Annotated in this window: 15 protein-coding genes and 3 pseudogenes; 9 read left to right on the top strand and 9 right to left on the bottom strand. The window is 72.2% G+C overall.

The features are described from left to right. Window positions 1–47: 47 nt before the first annotated feature. From ACFF45_RS22370 to ACFF45_RS22360, 3 genes are read right to left on the bottom strand one after another with little or no spacing between them, the layout of a single operon-like run. Window positions 48–398: a ferredoxin family protein gene (locus ACFF45_RS22370; protein ID WP_381348215.1), complete on the bottom strand. Its 351-nt coding sequence runs from the start codon at window positions 396–398 to the stop codon at window positions 48–50. Then, window positions 395–1339 carry a patatin-like phospholipase family protein gene (locus ACFF45_RS22365; protein WP_381348214.1) on the bottom strand — a complete coding sequence of 315 codons (945 nt, stop codon included), beginning with the start codon at window positions 1337–1339 and terminating at the stop codon, window positions 395–397. Before ACFF45_RS22365 ends, ACFF45_RS22370 begins: the two co-directional genes overlap by 4 nt. After that, window positions 1336–1509: a hypothetical protein gene (locus tag ACFF45_RS22360; protein WP_381348213.1), complete on the bottom strand. Its 174-nt coding sequence runs from the start codon at window positions 1507–1509 to the stop codon at window positions 1336–1338. The genes ACFF45_RS22365 and ACFF45_RS22360 overlap by 4 nt, the downstream gene beginning before the upstream one ends. Window positions 1510–1687: 178 nt before the next feature. Here ACFF45_RS22360 and ACFF45_RS22355 point away from each other — a divergent pair, with 178 nt between their 5' ends. Both ACFF45_RS22355 and fabI read left to right on the top strand, forming a co-directional pair. After that, window positions 1688–2551, top strand: a complete 864-nt coding sequence (locus tag ACFF45_RS22355) for an alpha/beta hydrolase family protein (protein ID WP_381348212.1) — start codon at window positions 1688–1690, stop codon at window positions 2549–2551. Further along, window positions 2548–3327, top strand: a complete 780-nt coding sequence (gene fabI / locus ACFF45_RS22350) for an enoyl-ACP reductase FabI (RefSeq protein WP_381348211.1) — start codon at window positions 2548–2550, stop codon at window positions 3325–3327. Before ACFF45_RS22355 ends, fabI begins: the two co-directional genes overlap by 4 nt. An 88-nt stretch (window positions 3328–3415) precedes the next feature. Here the strand turns inward: fabI and ACFF45_RS22345 are convergent, their stop codons facing one another. Both ACFF45_RS22345 and ACFF45_RS22340 read right to left on the bottom strand, forming a co-directional pair. Next, window positions 3416–4066, bottom strand: a complete 651-nt coding sequence (locus ACFF45_RS22345) for a TetR/AcrR family transcriptional regulator (protein ID WP_381348210.1) — start codon at window positions 4064–4066, stop codon at window positions 3416–3418. A 114-nt stretch (window positions 4067–4180) separates the two neighbouring features. Then, window positions 4181–5080: an alpha/beta hydrolase gene (locus ACFF45_RS22340; protein ID WP_381348209.1), complete on the bottom strand. Its 900-nt coding sequence runs from the start codon at window positions 5078–5080 to the stop codon at window positions 4181–4183. A gap of 97 nt (window positions 5081–5177) precedes the next feature. Between ACFF45_RS22340 and ACFF45_RS22335 the strand changes: the two genes are divergently transcribed. The 4 genes and pseudogenes from ACFF45_RS22335 (at window position 5178) to ACFF45_RS22325 (ending at window position 7276) form a co-directional block, all read left to right on the top strand. After that, on the top strand, window positions 5178–5606 hold the full coding sequence (locus ACFF45_RS22335) for a hypothetical protein (RefSeq protein ID WP_381348208.1): 429 nt from the start codon (window positions 5178–5180) through the stop codon (window positions 5604–5606). Between the two features lie 46 nt (window positions 5607–5652). Further along, window positions 5653–5928: pseudogene (locus ACFF45_RS35670) on the top strand (5'-methylthioadenosine/S-adenosylhomocysteine nucleosidase family protein); the annotation flags it as partial. Window positions 5929–5949: 21 nt separating this feature from the next. Then, a pseudogene (locus tag ACFF45_RS22330) lies at window positions 5950–6598 on the top strand (IS30 family transposase); the annotation flags it as partial. A gap of 108 nt (window positions 6599–6706) precedes the next feature. After that, window positions 6707–7276, top strand: coding sequence for a chloramphenicol phosphotransferase CPT family protein (locus ACFF45_RS22325; RefSeq protein WP_381348207.1), 570 nt, complete (start codon window positions 6707–6709; stop codon window positions 7274–7276). A 7-nt stretch (window positions 7277–7283) separates the two neighbouring features. Here the strand turns inward: ACFF45_RS22325 and ACFF45_RS22320 are convergent, their stop codons facing one another. The 3 genes from ACFF45_RS22320 to ACFF45_RS22310 form a co-directional block, all read right to left on the bottom strand. Then, complete coding sequence (locus tag ACFF45_RS22320; protein ID WP_381348206.1) at window positions 7284–8024, bottom strand: SDR family oxidoreductase; 741 nt, start codon at window positions 8022–8024, stop codon at window positions 7284–7286. Further along, entirely contained in the window at window positions 8021–8458 is a 438-nt protein-coding gene (locus ACFF45_RS22315; RefSeq protein ID WP_381348205.1) for a DUF4291 family protein, read from the bottom strand. Before ACFF45_RS22315 ends, ACFF45_RS22320 begins: the two co-directional genes overlap by 4 nt. Before the next feature lie 272 nt (window positions 8459–8730). After that, on the bottom strand, window positions 8731–9015 hold the full coding sequence (locus tag ACFF45_RS22310; RefSeq protein ID WP_381348204.1) for a hypothetical protein: 285 nt from the start codon (window positions 9013–9015) through the stop codon (window positions 8731–8733). Window positions 9016–9518: 503 nt separating this feature from the next. Here ACFF45_RS22310 and ACFF45_RS22305 point away from each other — a divergent pair. Beyond that, the gene (locus tag ACFF45_RS22305) at window positions 9519–9998 is read left to right on the top strand and encodes a nuclear transport factor 2 family protein (RefSeq protein WP_381348203.1); all 480 of its coding nucleotides are present in this window, start codon (window positions 9519–9521) and stop codon (window positions 9996–9998) included. A 67-nt stretch (window positions 9999–10065) separates the two neighbouring features. Then, window positions 10066–11640 (top strand): apolipoprotein N-acyltransferase, encoded by a 1575-nt coding sequence (gene lnt, locus ACFF45_RS22300; RefSeq protein ID WP_381348202.1) that lies wholly within the window; start codon window positions 10066–10068, stop codon window positions 11638–11640. Here the strand turns inward: lnt and ACFF45_RS22295 are convergent. Further along, a complete protein-coding gene (locus ACFF45_RS22295; RefSeq protein ID WP_381348201.1) occupies window positions 11555–12469 on the bottom strand; it encodes a Gfo/Idh/MocA family protein in 915 nt (304 codons plus the stop codon). The two genes, lnt and ACFF45_RS22295, sit on opposite strands and share 86 nt — an antisense overlap. 192 nt (window positions 12470–12661) lie before the next feature. Here ACFF45_RS22295 and ACFF45_RS22290 point away from each other — a divergent pair. After that, window positions 12662–12923: pseudogene (locus tag ACFF45_RS22290) on the top strand (hypothetical protein); the annotation flags it as partial.

Raw genomic sequence — 12923 nt, 5'->3', positions numbered from 1 at the left:
AGGAGACTCGCGGCACGGCTCGGGCCCGCTCTCCGGCCGGTCCGAGGTCAGGGAGAGTCGACGCGGACGGCCTCTTCCCCCTTGAGCGTGCGCCACTTGTCCGGCCGTCCGACCCAGTCCTCGGCGTCGGCGAGCGGCGCCACGTCGGTGGTGGCCAGCGGCAGCTGGAGTGCGAGCCGGCTGTTCCACTCAAGGGCAGGCTGCAGCTCGGGCGGCAGCTCGTCCTCCGGGTAGATGGCGTCGGCCGGACACGCCTCCACGCAGTTGCCGCAGTCGATGCACTCCTCGGGGTCGATCACGAGGAACGTGCCCGCCTCGCGGAAGCAGGCGACCGGGCAGTAGGTGATGCATTCGGCGAACTTGCAGTGCACGCACTGCTCGGTGACGACGTGGGTCACGCGACGCCTTCCTGGTGTGCGGTCGGCACAGCTGCCAACTCCGGGTGTGCGTCCATGAATCGGTGGCCGTCGGCGAGTCCGATGCCGTACGCCTTGGTGAGCCCTTCGGCGCTGGCGACGGCGTAGTCCACGCCCAGGTCCTTGAGGTCGGCGTCCGGCTTGACGACGAGGACCCGCGCCCCGTCCAGCTCGGAGCCGTCGACGATCTCCTCGGAGGCGTACAGGTCACGGAAGAGCGGGAACGGGTCGGAGCCGATCGCGATCAGCACGTCCACGTCCCGGGCGGCGACCTCGCGCGCCGGACAGGAACAGGTGTACGAGGCGTCGATGTAGGCCTCCCCGTCGACCTCGGCGGGAATCGCCCAGGCGTGCAGCATACGGGTCGAGGCGTAGGCGACCGCGTCGTGGTTCTCCGGCGTCAGGCGCGGCCGGCCGGTGCCGGGCTCGGCCCGCGTGGAGAACACGGCGGGAGCCAGGTTCTGCTCGACCCAGCCCCGGTCCCCGGTGAAGATGTTGCGCAGCAGCTGCTTGCCGAGGGCCTTGGCACCGGGCCCCTGGGTGGTCTCGGCGGCTGCAGCGTCGGTGACCTTGCTGGTGGCCAGCAGGAACTCCGGGGTGCCGGGCCGGAAGAGCCCCTCGCGCAGAGTGGGGCCGTACTCCGTGATGCTGTCGAGGGCCACGGTGCTCATGCCCTTGTCGACGGCGGCCGAGGCGGCGCCCAGCCAGTAGTCCACGCCGACCGCACGTGCCCGGCCGATCGCGGCAAGGCCACCGGACAGCCCCGACGACGAGGCCGTGCCGTACACGTCGGCGCGCAGTCCGCGTTCCTCGAAGGCGGACAGCACGCCGTGCCCGTAGACCCCTTTGAGCATGCCGGAGGCGACGGCGATGCCGAGACGCGCTCGTGGCGCGCTCTCGCTTGCGGTTTCCGAGTCGGTCACGGCCTGGCCCCCTTCTGGGGACGCGCCGTGTCGGCGGTCTCCGTGGGCCAGTTCCTGAGGAGCTTGGCGTCTATCTCCGCGTCCAGAAGATCCTTGAACCGCTGGTTGGGACCGGCCTGCCGGTCCTCCACGGCCCCGGAGCGGCGAGGTGCGTGATGCGAGAGCGTCATGACGTCCTCCAGAGGGGAGTGCTGACATCGACACAGTAGCACGATCGTGCGTTTACTTTCCTGATCCCGCAGCCGAAATCCGCAACCACCCTGGGCGACCGCCGACCTTTTCCATGAATAAGCACGAACAGTCGTGCTAGAATGTCGCTTCCATCGAACCGACCTGGAGACGTTTGCCATGGATCTCATGACGTGGGCCGGCGACTCGGCCCCGAGCGCCGAAGGGGAGAAGCTGTTCGATCTCTTCCGTCGGCCCCAGGGACGCAGTCGACCACGGCCCGACGAACGGGCGGTCATCGAGAGCGCGCGGACCGACGAGCTGACCGTCGACGGCACGACGGTCGTCACCTACGCCTGGGGCGAGGGTCCGCGTCCGGTGCTGCTGGTGCACGGCTGGGAGTCGCGCGCGTCGCGTTACGCCAAACTCGTCGCCCGGCTGGTCGAGCTGGGTTACAGCCCGGTGTCCTTCGACGCGGCGGGGCACGGGGAGTCCGGCGGTGAGGGCACGACCCTCCTGGAGTACCGCGCCGTCATCACCGAACTGCACCGCTCGCACGGGGACTTCGCGGCCGTCGTGGGCCACTCCTTCGGCGCCCTGGCCACCTTCCTGTCACTGTCGCGGGGGCTGCGCGCGGACCGGCTCGTGGCCATCAGCGCGGTACCCGACTTCGGTTACCTGGTCGACTCGTTCTGCGCCCACGCGGGACTGGGGCCGCGGCTGGAGGACGAGGTCCGGCACCGTCTGGAGCACGACCTCTACCCCGGTGAGGACATGTGGACCCGGTTCTCGGTCCTCCACCACGCCCCCCTCGTACAGGTCCCGCTCCTCCTGATCCACGACGAGAACGACGAGGCCGTCGGCGTGGAGCAGACGGAGCGCATCGCCGGGGTCTTCGGTGACCGGGCGCGCCTGGTCACCACCCGCAGGTTCGGACACCGGCGGATCCTCGGGTCCCCCGCTGTCGTCGACGAGATCGTCCGGTTCGTCACCGGCGAGCAATCCACCGCCGCCGGCCGGCAGGACGAGGTGACGACACGATGAGCGGTCTTCTCGCGGGCAAGCGCGTCCTGGTGACGGGCGTCCTGATGGAATCCTCGATCGCCTTCCACACCGCCCGGCTCGCCCAGGAACAGGGCGCCGAGGTGATCCTCACCGGTTACGGCCGGATCAGCCTCGTCGAACGGATCGCCAGGCGGCTGCCGAAGCCGGCCCCTGTCATCGGACTCGACGTCCAGAACAAGGAACACCTCGAAGGCCTCGCCGACCGCGTCCGTGAACTGGCGGGCGGGGACGCGCGCCTCGACGGCGTCGTGCACTCCATAGCCTTCGCTCCGCAGGACGCGCTGGGAGGCAACTTCCTGGCCACCGGCTGGGAGTCGGTGGCGACCGCCGTCGAGGTGTCCGCCTACTCCCTCAAGTCGCTCGCCATGGCGTGCCTGCCGCTCATGAAGGAGGACGGCGGGGCGATCGTGGGTCTCGACTTCGACGCGAGCACGGCCTGGCCGGCGTACGACTGGATGGGCGTGGCCAAGGCGGCGCTCGAAGCCACCTCGCGCTATGTCGCCCGTGATCTCGGGGCGCGCGGCATCCGCTGCAACCTGGTGGCCGCGGGACCGATCAAGACCACGGCGGCCAGGAACATTCCGGGGTTCGAGACCTTCCGCGAGGTCTGGGAGACCCGTGCCCCCGTCGGCTGGGACCTCTCCGACCCCGAACCGGCGGCCCGCGGCGTCGTGGCCCTGCTGTCCGACTGGTTCCCCCGGACCACGGGCGAGATCGTGCACGTCGACGGTGGTGTGCACGCGATCGGTGCGTGACGGGCGAGGCGGGAGACGGGCCCTGACGGGCCCTCGCCCCGGCCGTGGTTCGTGCCGGGGCAAGGCGGGGCGGGGCGGGGCCGGGGCGTCAGACAGTGGCAGGCAACACCGACGGATCGGTGGCCACCATGCGCAGGCGGGTCAGTACGGCCTTGGCCGCCCTGTCGTAGCACGCGAAGTCGTCGTGCAGGACGGACTCGGCGTTCGCCAGCTCCAGGAACGCCACCAGCTCGAAGACGAGCTGCGGGATGTCGGCGTCGGCCGACAGCTCACCCACCAGCTGGGCCTCCCGCGCAACCTGCTCCACGTAGGAGAGCCAGTTGGTGCGGGCGGCGGCGAGCGTGTCGTGGACCTTTCCCTCGCGGGCGTCGTACTCGGCGGAGACCGAGTAGAAGAAGCAGCCGCCGGGGAAGACGCGTTCACGGGAGTACGTAAGCCAGCCCGTGCACAGCCGCCAGAGCCGACCGACGCCGGCGGGCAGATCACGGGCGGGCTGGACCACATGCTCCAGATACACCGTGATCGCCGCGCGGATCGTGGCGAGCTGGAGATCCTCCTTGGAACCGAACAGCGCGAACACACCGCTCTTGCTCAGGTTCAGCTCACTGGCGAGTTGCCCCATGGACAGCGCCGCGAGGCCCTCCACGGACGCGATCTCCACCGCACGACCGAGGATCAGTTGCCGGGTCTGGTTACCGCGCGCGACCCGGCCGTCGGATTGTGTTCCTGCTACACCCATACGCACCTACTCTCCTGGAACCGGACTTTCTCGACTCCACTGAGGCGACAGAAGCATAGCAAATGACTGGACGTTCGTGCTCTTAGGGTCAATCCTCCGTGAGCGGCGTACGCCTCAATCCCTGACGTCCGCGCGCGCATCCGCCCCACCACTGACAGGACCGGGGCCGTCGGCGACGAAGTCCAGCACGGTACGGATGACCTCCGCGTCGCCGAGGATACGGCGGTGCCCGAGGCCGCTCGTGACGACCAGCCGCGCCTGGTCACCGAAGGCCGCTGCCAGACGACGGCCCTGTGCGGCCTTGATCCGGGTGTCGTCCTCGTCGTGGATCACCAGCAGCGGTGCGCGCAGGATCCCGGTGATGTCCGTGATCGAGTAGGGCACCTCGGCGAGAGGCAGGTCGGGGAAGAGGTTCGCACGGATCTCGTCGTGCAGCCGTGCCTTGAGCCGGCCGCTCAGCTTGAGCTCGGCGCAGAACTCCTCCACCAGGTAGTCGAAGTCGCAGACCCCGCTGATGGCGACGACCTTCTGCGCCTTCACCCCGTGCTTCAGCGCGTAGGACGACCCCAGCACCCCCATGGAGTGGGCGATCAGACAGTCGAACGTGCCGTACTGGTCGTGCAGTGCGGAAACGATGTCCCGGTAGTCCAGGATCGTGGTGCCACGACCGCCCGAGCCACCGTGACCCGGCGCGTCGAAGGCGACGACGCTGTGGCCGCGGTCGAGCAGTTCCGGAATGAAGGCGGACAGCCGGGAGGCTCGTGACTGCCATCCGTGCACCAGCAGCACGGGGCGGCTGCCGTTGCCCCAGCGGTAGGTGACCGCGCGCTTGCCGTCCCCCACGTCCACGTGGGAGACCTCGGCCTTCTCGAACAGCTCACGCTCGGAGGACCGCACCTCGCTCCGCACGAGTGGCATGTGGAACAGGGCGAAGGTTCCCTTGCCCGCCAGACGCCCCGGGATCAGGGCGGCGGTATTCAGGACGATGCTCGCGGCTGCCTCGACTGGTTTCATTCTCGAGCTCCTCGGTCAGGCATCAGGATCCGCTATATTAGCACGACCGGCCGTGCAGTTTTAGCGGCAATCAGTTCTATCTCGGCGAGGAGATTCCATGTCGGCCACCATCTGGTTCGCCCCGTGGAAGCCCGGCCCGGCGGAGCACACCGGCGAGCCGGGCGGCGCGGCGGTCGTGAGCGTCACGGACTTCGCGCCGTACCGCCCGTGGACCTCGGTCGGCATCACCATCGCCGGCGCCGCCCTGCGGCACACCTGGGGCGATGTCGAGGGGGCGGTCGGACTCTGGCTGTGGAGCGTCCCCGGCCTGTCGCGCTCCCGGTCCGGATCGGTCTCCGTATGGCGCGACGAGCGCCACCTACGGGACTTCGTGGCCCGCCACGACCACGTACGGATCATGCGCACCTACCGAAACCGCGGCGACCTGCGCTCAACGACCTGGCAGACGGAACACTTCGACAAGGACGCAACCCAGGAGACGGCACGCTCCCTGATCAACGAGTGGCGCGCACAGCCGATCCGCTAGGACTCGGGGGCTCGGGCACGGCACGCCTGCCAAGTACCGTGGAAACGTGCCGGAGGCAAAGAGAACCGTGGCCGTCCTCACCGCGCTGCCGCTGGAGTACGACGCGATACGGGAGCACCTCACGGACATCGAGACACTCACCCACCCGCGCTACGGAACCAAGGCCAAGCTGGGCCAACTCCCCGACTCGCCTTGGCAGGTGGTCCTCATCAACATGGGCGAAGGCACACTCACGGCGGCCACGCTCACCGACCGGGTACTGACGTGGCTGGACCCCGAGGCCGTACTGCTCGTCGGTGTCGCGGGCGGCGTCAAGGACGACATCGGGATCGGCGACGTCGTGGAGACGGTCTACCAGGCGCTGTATTTCCAGGCCCGCGGCGGCCTGAAACGGGAAGTGCAGGCAGCCATCCGCTCCGGCCGGACCCGCCGCAGACCACGCCGGGACCCCCCAGCGGCGCACCCCACGGTTCATCGACCCGATGGTGATGCTCAGCGACCGCCCCGCCGACATCGAGGACCGGGCGGTGCCCGGTCACTGAAGGCGACCTGATCATCGGCGCAGGCGGCCGTTCCGCGATCGCCACCCTGGTCGAGCGCAGCACCCGCTACACCATGCTGGTCCACCTCGCCGGCGGAGCCCACGACGCCGAAACCGTCCGCGACGGCCTCGTCGCCACGATCTTGACCCGCCCGCCCACCTGCGCGGCTCCCTCACGTGGGACCAGGGCAGCGAGATGGCACGCCACAAGCAGTTCACCATGGCCACCGACATGCCCGTCTACTTCTGCGACCCCGCCTCGCCCTGGCCACGCGGCTCGAACGAGAACACGAACGGGCTGCTGCGGCAGTACTTCCCGAAAGGCACCGACCTGAGCGTCCACAGCCCCGAAGACCTCGAACACGTCGCCCAGGAACTCAACGGCCGCCCACGCGAGACGCTCGGCTGGGATACCCCAGCCGAGCGTCTACGTGATCTACTCACCACCTGAAACCAAGTGGTGTTGCGACGACCCCTTGAACCCAAGCGCCCCGGGGGCCGTCGCCGTCCGGGCCGGCGGCACCCGGCAGATCCGCGCGACACCCGGGAGGGCCGTGCCATGAGACACCTCACCGACGTGCCGGCGCGCCGCGGTCTGATCGTCTTCCTCAACGGCACGTCCAGTTCGGGCAAGTCCAGCATCGCGGCCGAGCTGCTGCGGCTGCTGGACGAGCCGTACTTCCACATGCCGGCCGACGCGTTCCACGCGATGCGGTCCCACGCCCCGGTCCCGCCGGACGAGCTGGACACTGTCCTGCACCGCACCTGGCAGGGCTACCACCGCGCGGTCGCCGGCATGGCCGCCGCCGGCAACAACGTCGTCATGGACCACGTCCTCAGCGCCGAGTGGCGCCTGCGTGACTGCCTCGCGCTCTTCGAGCCGCGGGACGTGGTCCTCGTCGGCGTGCACTGCCCCCTCGCCGAACTGGAGCGGCGCGAGCGCGAGCGCGGCGACCGCCCGCCCGGACTCGCCGCCCGCCAGCTGCGGCAGGTGCACGCACACGGCGTCTACGACGTCGAGTGCGACACCGGCGTCCTGGACCCCGCCGCCTGCGCCCGCCGGATCGGCGCCTTCCTGTCCGCCCGCCCCGCCCCGACGGCGTTCCAGCGCCTGCGCGCGGGCACCTGACGAACGCTCACCGCCCGCCCGCCACCCGCAGCACCGCCCCCGTCGCGTACGACGCGTCCGGCGACAGCAGCCATGCCACGGCCGCCGCGATCTCCTCCACCCGCCCCGGCCGGCGCAGCGGGATCGCGGCCGCCGCCCGGTGGGGGCGGTCCGGGTCGCCCATCGCCGCGTGCATCTCGGTGTCGATCACCCCGGGGGCGACGGCGTTGACCCGCACGCCGTCCGGGCCGAGCTCCTTGGCCAGGCCCACGGTCAGGGCGTCGACCGCGGCCTTGGCCGCCGCGTAGTGGACGTACTCGCCGGGGCTGCCCAGGGTCGCGGCGGCCGACGACACGTTCACGATCGCTCCGCCGCCCCGCGCGGACATGAGCTGCGCGGCCCGCCGGGAGCACAGCAGCGTGCCCAGCAGGTTGACGTCCACGACCCGGCGCAGCCCGGCCGGGTCCGCGTCGGCCAGCCGGCCCAGCGGGCCGGTCACCCCGGCGTTGTTCACCAGTCCCGTGACCGCCCCCAGCCGCCGCTCGGCGGTGTCGAAGAGCCGCTCCACGTCCGCGTCGACCGACGTGTCCACACGCACGGTGACGCAGCGGCCGCCCGCCGCCCGCACCCCGTCGGCCACCGCCTCGGCGGCGTCGGCGGCCCGGACGTACCCGACCGCCACGTCGTGCCCGTCGGCCGCCAGCCGCAGGCAGGTCGCGGCGCCGATCCCCCGGCTGCCGCCGGTGACCACGGTGACGGGGCGTGTCATGCGGAACCTCCGGGGATCAGGTGTGTGAGCGCGTCGTCGTCCAGCGGGTACGGCCGCCTTCCGGGCAGCGGCTCGCGCGCCCGCGTCGGTCCGCCGGCCCGCACCAGCCCGTGGATCTCCCTCGCCGGCGGCGTGACGTCCTCGATGCCCACGATCCACTCGTCGGCGCACCGGGCCGCCGCCTCCCGCGCGACGCCCGGTTGCAGCGACCGGTGCGGCAGCGGGGCGAGGCGCAGGCCGCGCTCCGGGTCCCACTGCCCGCGCGCGGGTGCCGTCCGCAGCCGCTCCCGCCACACGTCCCGGTCGGCGTACGGGCCGGGGGCGTAGTGCGAGAGGCGTACGACGGGCTGCCAGGGTTCAGGAGCGGGCACCACGGGGGCCGCGAGGAGCCGGGTTCCGCACCGCCCGCTGGTACGCCGAGAACTCGGGCTCACGCTCCGGCCCCTCGGCCGGAGCCGCCTTCTTCGTCCGCTTCATCATGGCTTCATGATCCGCACTCCGGCGGGCTTGTTCAACGGAGTCGATGCGGCCCGGCGCTCACGCACGTGCCCTCGCAGTCCGTGAACGCGGCCCGATGACCCACGTCAAGCCTCGTTCGCGGTCCCTTGTGCAGCTGACGGCAGCTCGCCGAGAAGACCGGTCATGTGGGCAGGGCAGGCCGGTACAGCCCTGTGGGAACCACCTCGTACGGCCGGACCGAACGCCGTCATGCGGAAGCCACCACCTCGCCGGTCATGACCTGGGGAGGGTGGGGAAGCAGTGACGCGAGGTTGTCCCGCACGAAGCCCGCAGCCCTCAAGATCGATTCTTCGGCGCCGGCCTGGTCCTGGAAGACGCTGGCCGAGACCATCACTCCGTCCCCGGCATCGATCCAGTAGTAGGCCACGAAGCCTGCGACTTGACGCATGAGCGGCACGAACCCCTCGTTCACGAGACGTGCCGCCTCGGCCGCATCGGTCACTCCTTCGTACCGCCGGACTGCTGCGTACATCCCCAAGCTCCTCACGGCGTTCCGGACACGTTCTCTGCCGGGGACGTCGTACCCCGTGCGACGGCTGTCCGGCTCACCAGGCGTCCGGCAATCACCTGAAGGGCCACCTCGGGTGATCCGAACGGCGGCCGCCGGCCCGGACGCGAGGTCCTCCGCAGTTGCGCCACGAGACGGCCTCGACGTGGCGTGGAGCAGCCCGGGCCGTCGAGTGCCCGCGGCACGCAAGAGGCTGTGAACGCGGCCTGATGACCAGGTCATGCACTCGCGCTTCCAGGTGTCCGGGGAGCGGCCGTGGCGGGCCGCCGGCCGTCCGGGACCGGGATGGTCCTGGTGGACGGTGAGCGTGGCGGGCGTGTGGCGGGCCCGTACACGGTGCCGCGGTTCCGGGCCGGCGGGTCTGATCGATCACGGGGGACGGCTTCTCCCGCGCCGGCCGATCAAGGCGACCGAACAACACGGCACGCCCTCTTGGCGCGGCCCGCCCCGTGCCCAACACTGAGCCGATGACGCAGCGCGTGGAGCTCGCGACCGTGATGGACCGGCTGGCCGTCGACGCCCTGGTCACCGACTACGCCGTGGCGGTGGACGACGGCGACTGGGAGGCGTACCGCAGGCTGTTCACCCCCGACGGGCGGGCGGACTACCGCTCGGCCGGCGGCATCGAGGGCGACGCCGGGCGGATCGCCGCGTGGCTGGCCGAACACCTGCGGGCGTTCGCCGTACGCCAGCACCTCATCGTCAACCGCCGGGTCCGCTTCGGGGTCCTGGAGCGGGACACCGGGGACACCGCCCACGTGCAGGCCGACTACGTCAGCCCGATGCGCCTCGCCGGTGACGGCCCGGCGGCGCCGGACCACGTGTGCGGCGGGCGGTACGCGTTCACGCTGCGGCGGACGGACGACGGCTGGCGGCTGCGCGAGGTGATCGTGCGGGAGAAGTGGCGGCGTGTGCCCCAGGGGTCCGGGGTACCTGTGATCAACTGAACGGGCGCCCTCTGTACCGGGATCGCCGGCCGCGCGCACACTGGATCCACGGGCAGGGAGGCGCCGTATGAAGACGCTGGGCGGCCGGCTGGACTCCCCGTGGTGGCGCTCCGCGATCGCCGCGGCGGCGGGCGCCCTGCCCATGATCTCCTTCCCGGCTCCGTCCCTGTGGTGGTTCGCGTACGTCGCCCTGGTGCCCTGGATCCTGCTCGCGCGCAGCGCGCCCACCGGGCGGCGGGCGCTGTACGACGGCTGGTGCGGCGGCTTCGGCTTCATGCTGGCCGTGCACCACTGGCTGCTGCCCAACCTGCACGTCTTCACCTTCGTCGCCGCCGCCCTGCTCGGCGCGCTGTGGGCGCCGTGGGGCTGGCTCGTCCACCGGTTCCTGGCCCGCACGCCCTCCCCGGGCCGGCTCGCGGCCGCGCTGCTGGTGCTGCCGTCGGGCTGGCTGGCGGTGGAACTGGTGCGCTCCTGGCAGGGGCTGGGCGGCCCCTGGGGCATGCTGGGCGCCAGTCAGTGGCAGGTCGCACCGGCACTGCGGCTGGCCGCGCTGGGCGGGGTGTGGCTGCTGAGCTTCCTGCTGGTCGGCGTCAATGTCGCCGTCGCCGTCCTGGTCGCGGTACGGCGGTCCCGGGTACCGGCCGTCGCCCTGCTCGCCGCGGCCGCGGTCACCGCGGGAGCCTGGGTGTGGGCGCCGCGGCCCGGCACCGAGGGGCGGGTCCGGGTGGCCCTGGTGCAGCCCGGCGTAATCCAGGGCGTGGGCAGCCCCGAGCGCCGGTTCGACCGCGAGGAACGGCTCACCCGGAGCCTGGCCGGCCAGGACGCCGACCTGGTCGTCTGGGGCGAGAGCAGCGTCGGCTACGACCTGGGCCGCCGGCCCGACCTGGCCGGGCGCGTCACCGCGCTGTCCCGGCAGGCCGGCGCCCCCGTCCTGGTCAACGTGGACGCCCGCCGCTCGGACCGGCCCGGCATCCACAAGAGCTCGGTGCTGATCGGCCCGGACGGCCCGACCGGCGACCGCTACGACAAGATGCGGCTGGTTCCGTTCGGCGAGTACGTGCCGCTGCGCTCGCTGCTGGGCTGGGCGACCTCCGTCGGCGAGGCCGCGGCCGAGGACCGCCGGCGCGGCACCGAGCAGGTCGTGATGGACCTCGGCGGCGGGCTGCGGGTCGGCCCGATGGTCTGCTTCGAGTCGGCGTTCCCGGACATGAGCCGCGCTCTGGCCCGGGCCGGCGCCGACGTGCTGGTGGCCCAGTCGGCGACCTCGACGTTCCAGCAGAGCTGGGCGCCCGCGCAGCACGCGTCGCTGGCCGCGCTGCGGGCCGCCGAGACCGGCCGCCCGATGGTGCACTCCACCTTGACCGGCGTCTCCGCCGTGTACGGCCCGGACGGCGGGCGCATCGGCCCGCCGCTCGGCACCGACGAGAGCACCGCGCGGGTGTACGAGGTGCCGCTGGCCGACGGTGTCACGCCGTACGCCCGTCTCGGCGCCTGGCCGGTGTACCTCGCGCTGCTGGTGCTGATCGCCCTGGTGCTCGTCGAGGGCGGGCGGGCGGTCAGGCGGCCGCGCCGGACCCCGCCAGGACCGCGCGTACCACCCGCTCGCACAGTTCGTGCGTCGCCAGCGCGTCCCGGGCGCTGAGCCGCGTGCCCGCGCGCACGGCGTCGAGGAAGGCCAGCGTCACCTGCTCGATGCCCCGCTGCCGGGCCACCGGCACCCAGTCGCCGCGCCGTCGCAGCGTCGGCTGGCCCTTGTGGTCGATCACCTCGGCGAGGTTGGCCACCTGCCGCTTGGTGTCCTGCCCGGAGACCTCCAGGATCTCCTCGGCCGACCCGCTGAGCCGGTTCATCACGCCGAGCGCGGTGAAGCCGTCCCCGGCGAGCTGGAGCACGACGTGGTGCAGCAGCCCGTCCACCGTGCGGGCCCGCACGGTCATGTCCTCGATCCGGCCCGGCACCAGGAAGCGCAGCGTGTCCACGACGTGGATGAAGTCGTCCAGGATCATCGTGCGCGGGTCCTCGGGCAGCCCGGCCCGGTTCTTCTGCATGAGGATCAGCTCGCGCGGATGCTCGGCGCACTGCGCGTACCCGGGCGCGTGCCGCCGGTTGAAGCCGACGGCCAGGCTCACGTCCCGCTCCTCGGCGAGCGTCACCAGCCGCTCGGAGTCGGCCAGCGCGTAGGCCAGCGGCTTGTCGACGTACGTCGGGACGCCCGCCTCCAGCAGCCGGGTGACGATCTCGGGGTGCACGTCGGTGGGCGCGTGCACGAAGGCGGCGTCCAGGTCCTGGGCCAGGAGCGCGTCCAGGGTGCCGTGGCGCTGCGCGGGGGGCAGGTGCAGGCTGTCGGCGACGCGGTGCAGCGTGGCGGGTGTCCGGGTCTGCAGGTGCAGTTCGACCCCGGGCTGGACCCCGAGCACCGGCAGATACGCCTTCTGCGCGATGTCACCCAGTCCGATGCAGCCGACCTTCACGGGGGCTCCTTCCCTGCTTGCCTGCCGGTCCGATGATCGGAAGCATACGGTGGGCCCGGCGGCCGCCGGACGGGTCCCGCACGTCAGCCCGGCCGGGCGCGCGCCCCCCTGCGGGGGCGCGGTTCACCCGTCCGGACCAACCTGCGCCGGTCCGCCGGGCTTTGTGGGACCGGAGCCACCACAGTTGCGCGGGTGCATCGAACGACGACGACCGCGACGCTGCTCGTCACCGTGGCCCTCTCGGCCGTCTCCGGCTGTGCGACCGTGCAACGGGGCCCCACCGCCGGGCCGGCGGCCCCCGCCCAGCCCTCGGCACCGCGCCCGGACGGCCGGTCGGAGCCGCAGATCGTGCAGGCGCCGGCCCGGGAGGCCCTGGAGCTGATCGGCCCGTCCCGCCCGGCCGCGCCGGCCGCACCGGCCGCGCCGGCCGCACCGCAGCCGCGGCGGCCCGCCG

The organism is Streptomyces cinereospinus (assembly GCF_042430725.1).
In the GTDB taxonomy this organism is placed as follows: domain Bacteria; phylum Actinomycetota; class Actinomycetes; order Streptomycetales; family Streptomycetaceae; genus Streptomyces; species Streptomyces cinereospinus.
The sequence above is the reverse complement of the archived record's forward strand: the minus strand, read 5'-3'. Positions and strand labels throughout refer to the sequence as shown.

Bases quoted from the DNA above. Each gene is read 5' to 3' on its own strand.
- ACFF45_RS22335 (WP_381348208.1), top strand. From the start codon at position 5,178: ATGTCGGCCACCATCTGGTTCGCCCCGTGGAAGCCCGGCCCGGCGGAG.
- ACFF45_RS22360 (WP_381348213.1), bottom strand. From the start codon at position 1,509: ATGACGCTCTCGCATCACGCACCTCGCCGCTCCGGGGCCGTGGAGGAC.
- fabI (WP_381348211.1), top strand. From the start codon at position 2,548: ATGAGCGGTCTTCTCGCGGGCAAGCGCGTCCTGGTGACGGGCGTCCTG.
- ACFF45_RS22320 (WP_381348206.1), bottom strand. From the start codon at position 8,024: ATGACACGCCCCGTCACCGTGGTCACCGGCGGCAGCCGGGGGATCGGC.
- ACFF45_RS22345 (WP_381348210.1), bottom strand. From the start codon at position 4,066: ATGGGTGTAGCAGGAACACAATCCGACGGCCGGGTCGCGCGCGGTAAC.
- ACFF45_RS22355 (WP_381348212.1), top strand. From the start codon at position 1,688: ATGGATCTCATGACGTGGGCCGGCGACTCGGCCCCGAGCGCCGAAGGG.
- ACFF45_RS22325 (WP_381348207.1), top strand. From the start codon at position 6,707: ATGAGACACCTCACCGACGTGCCGGCGCGCCGCGGTCTGATCGTCTTC.
- lnt (WP_381348202.1), top strand. From the start codon at position 10,066: ATGAAGACGCTGGGCGGCCGGCTGGACTCCCCGTGGTGGCGCTCCGCG.
- ACFF45_RS22310 (WP_381348204.1), bottom strand. From the start codon at position 9,015: ATGTACGCAGCAGTCCGGCGGTACGAAGGAGTGACCGATGCGGCCGAG.
- ACFF45_RS22340 (WP_381348209.1), bottom strand. From the start codon at position 5,080: ATGAAACCAGTCGAGGCAGCCGCGAGCATCGTCCTGAATACCGCCGCC.
- ACFF45_RS22305 (WP_381348203.1), top strand. From the start codon at position 9,519: ATGACGCAGCGCGTGGAGCTCGCGACCGTGATGGACCGGCTGGCCGTC.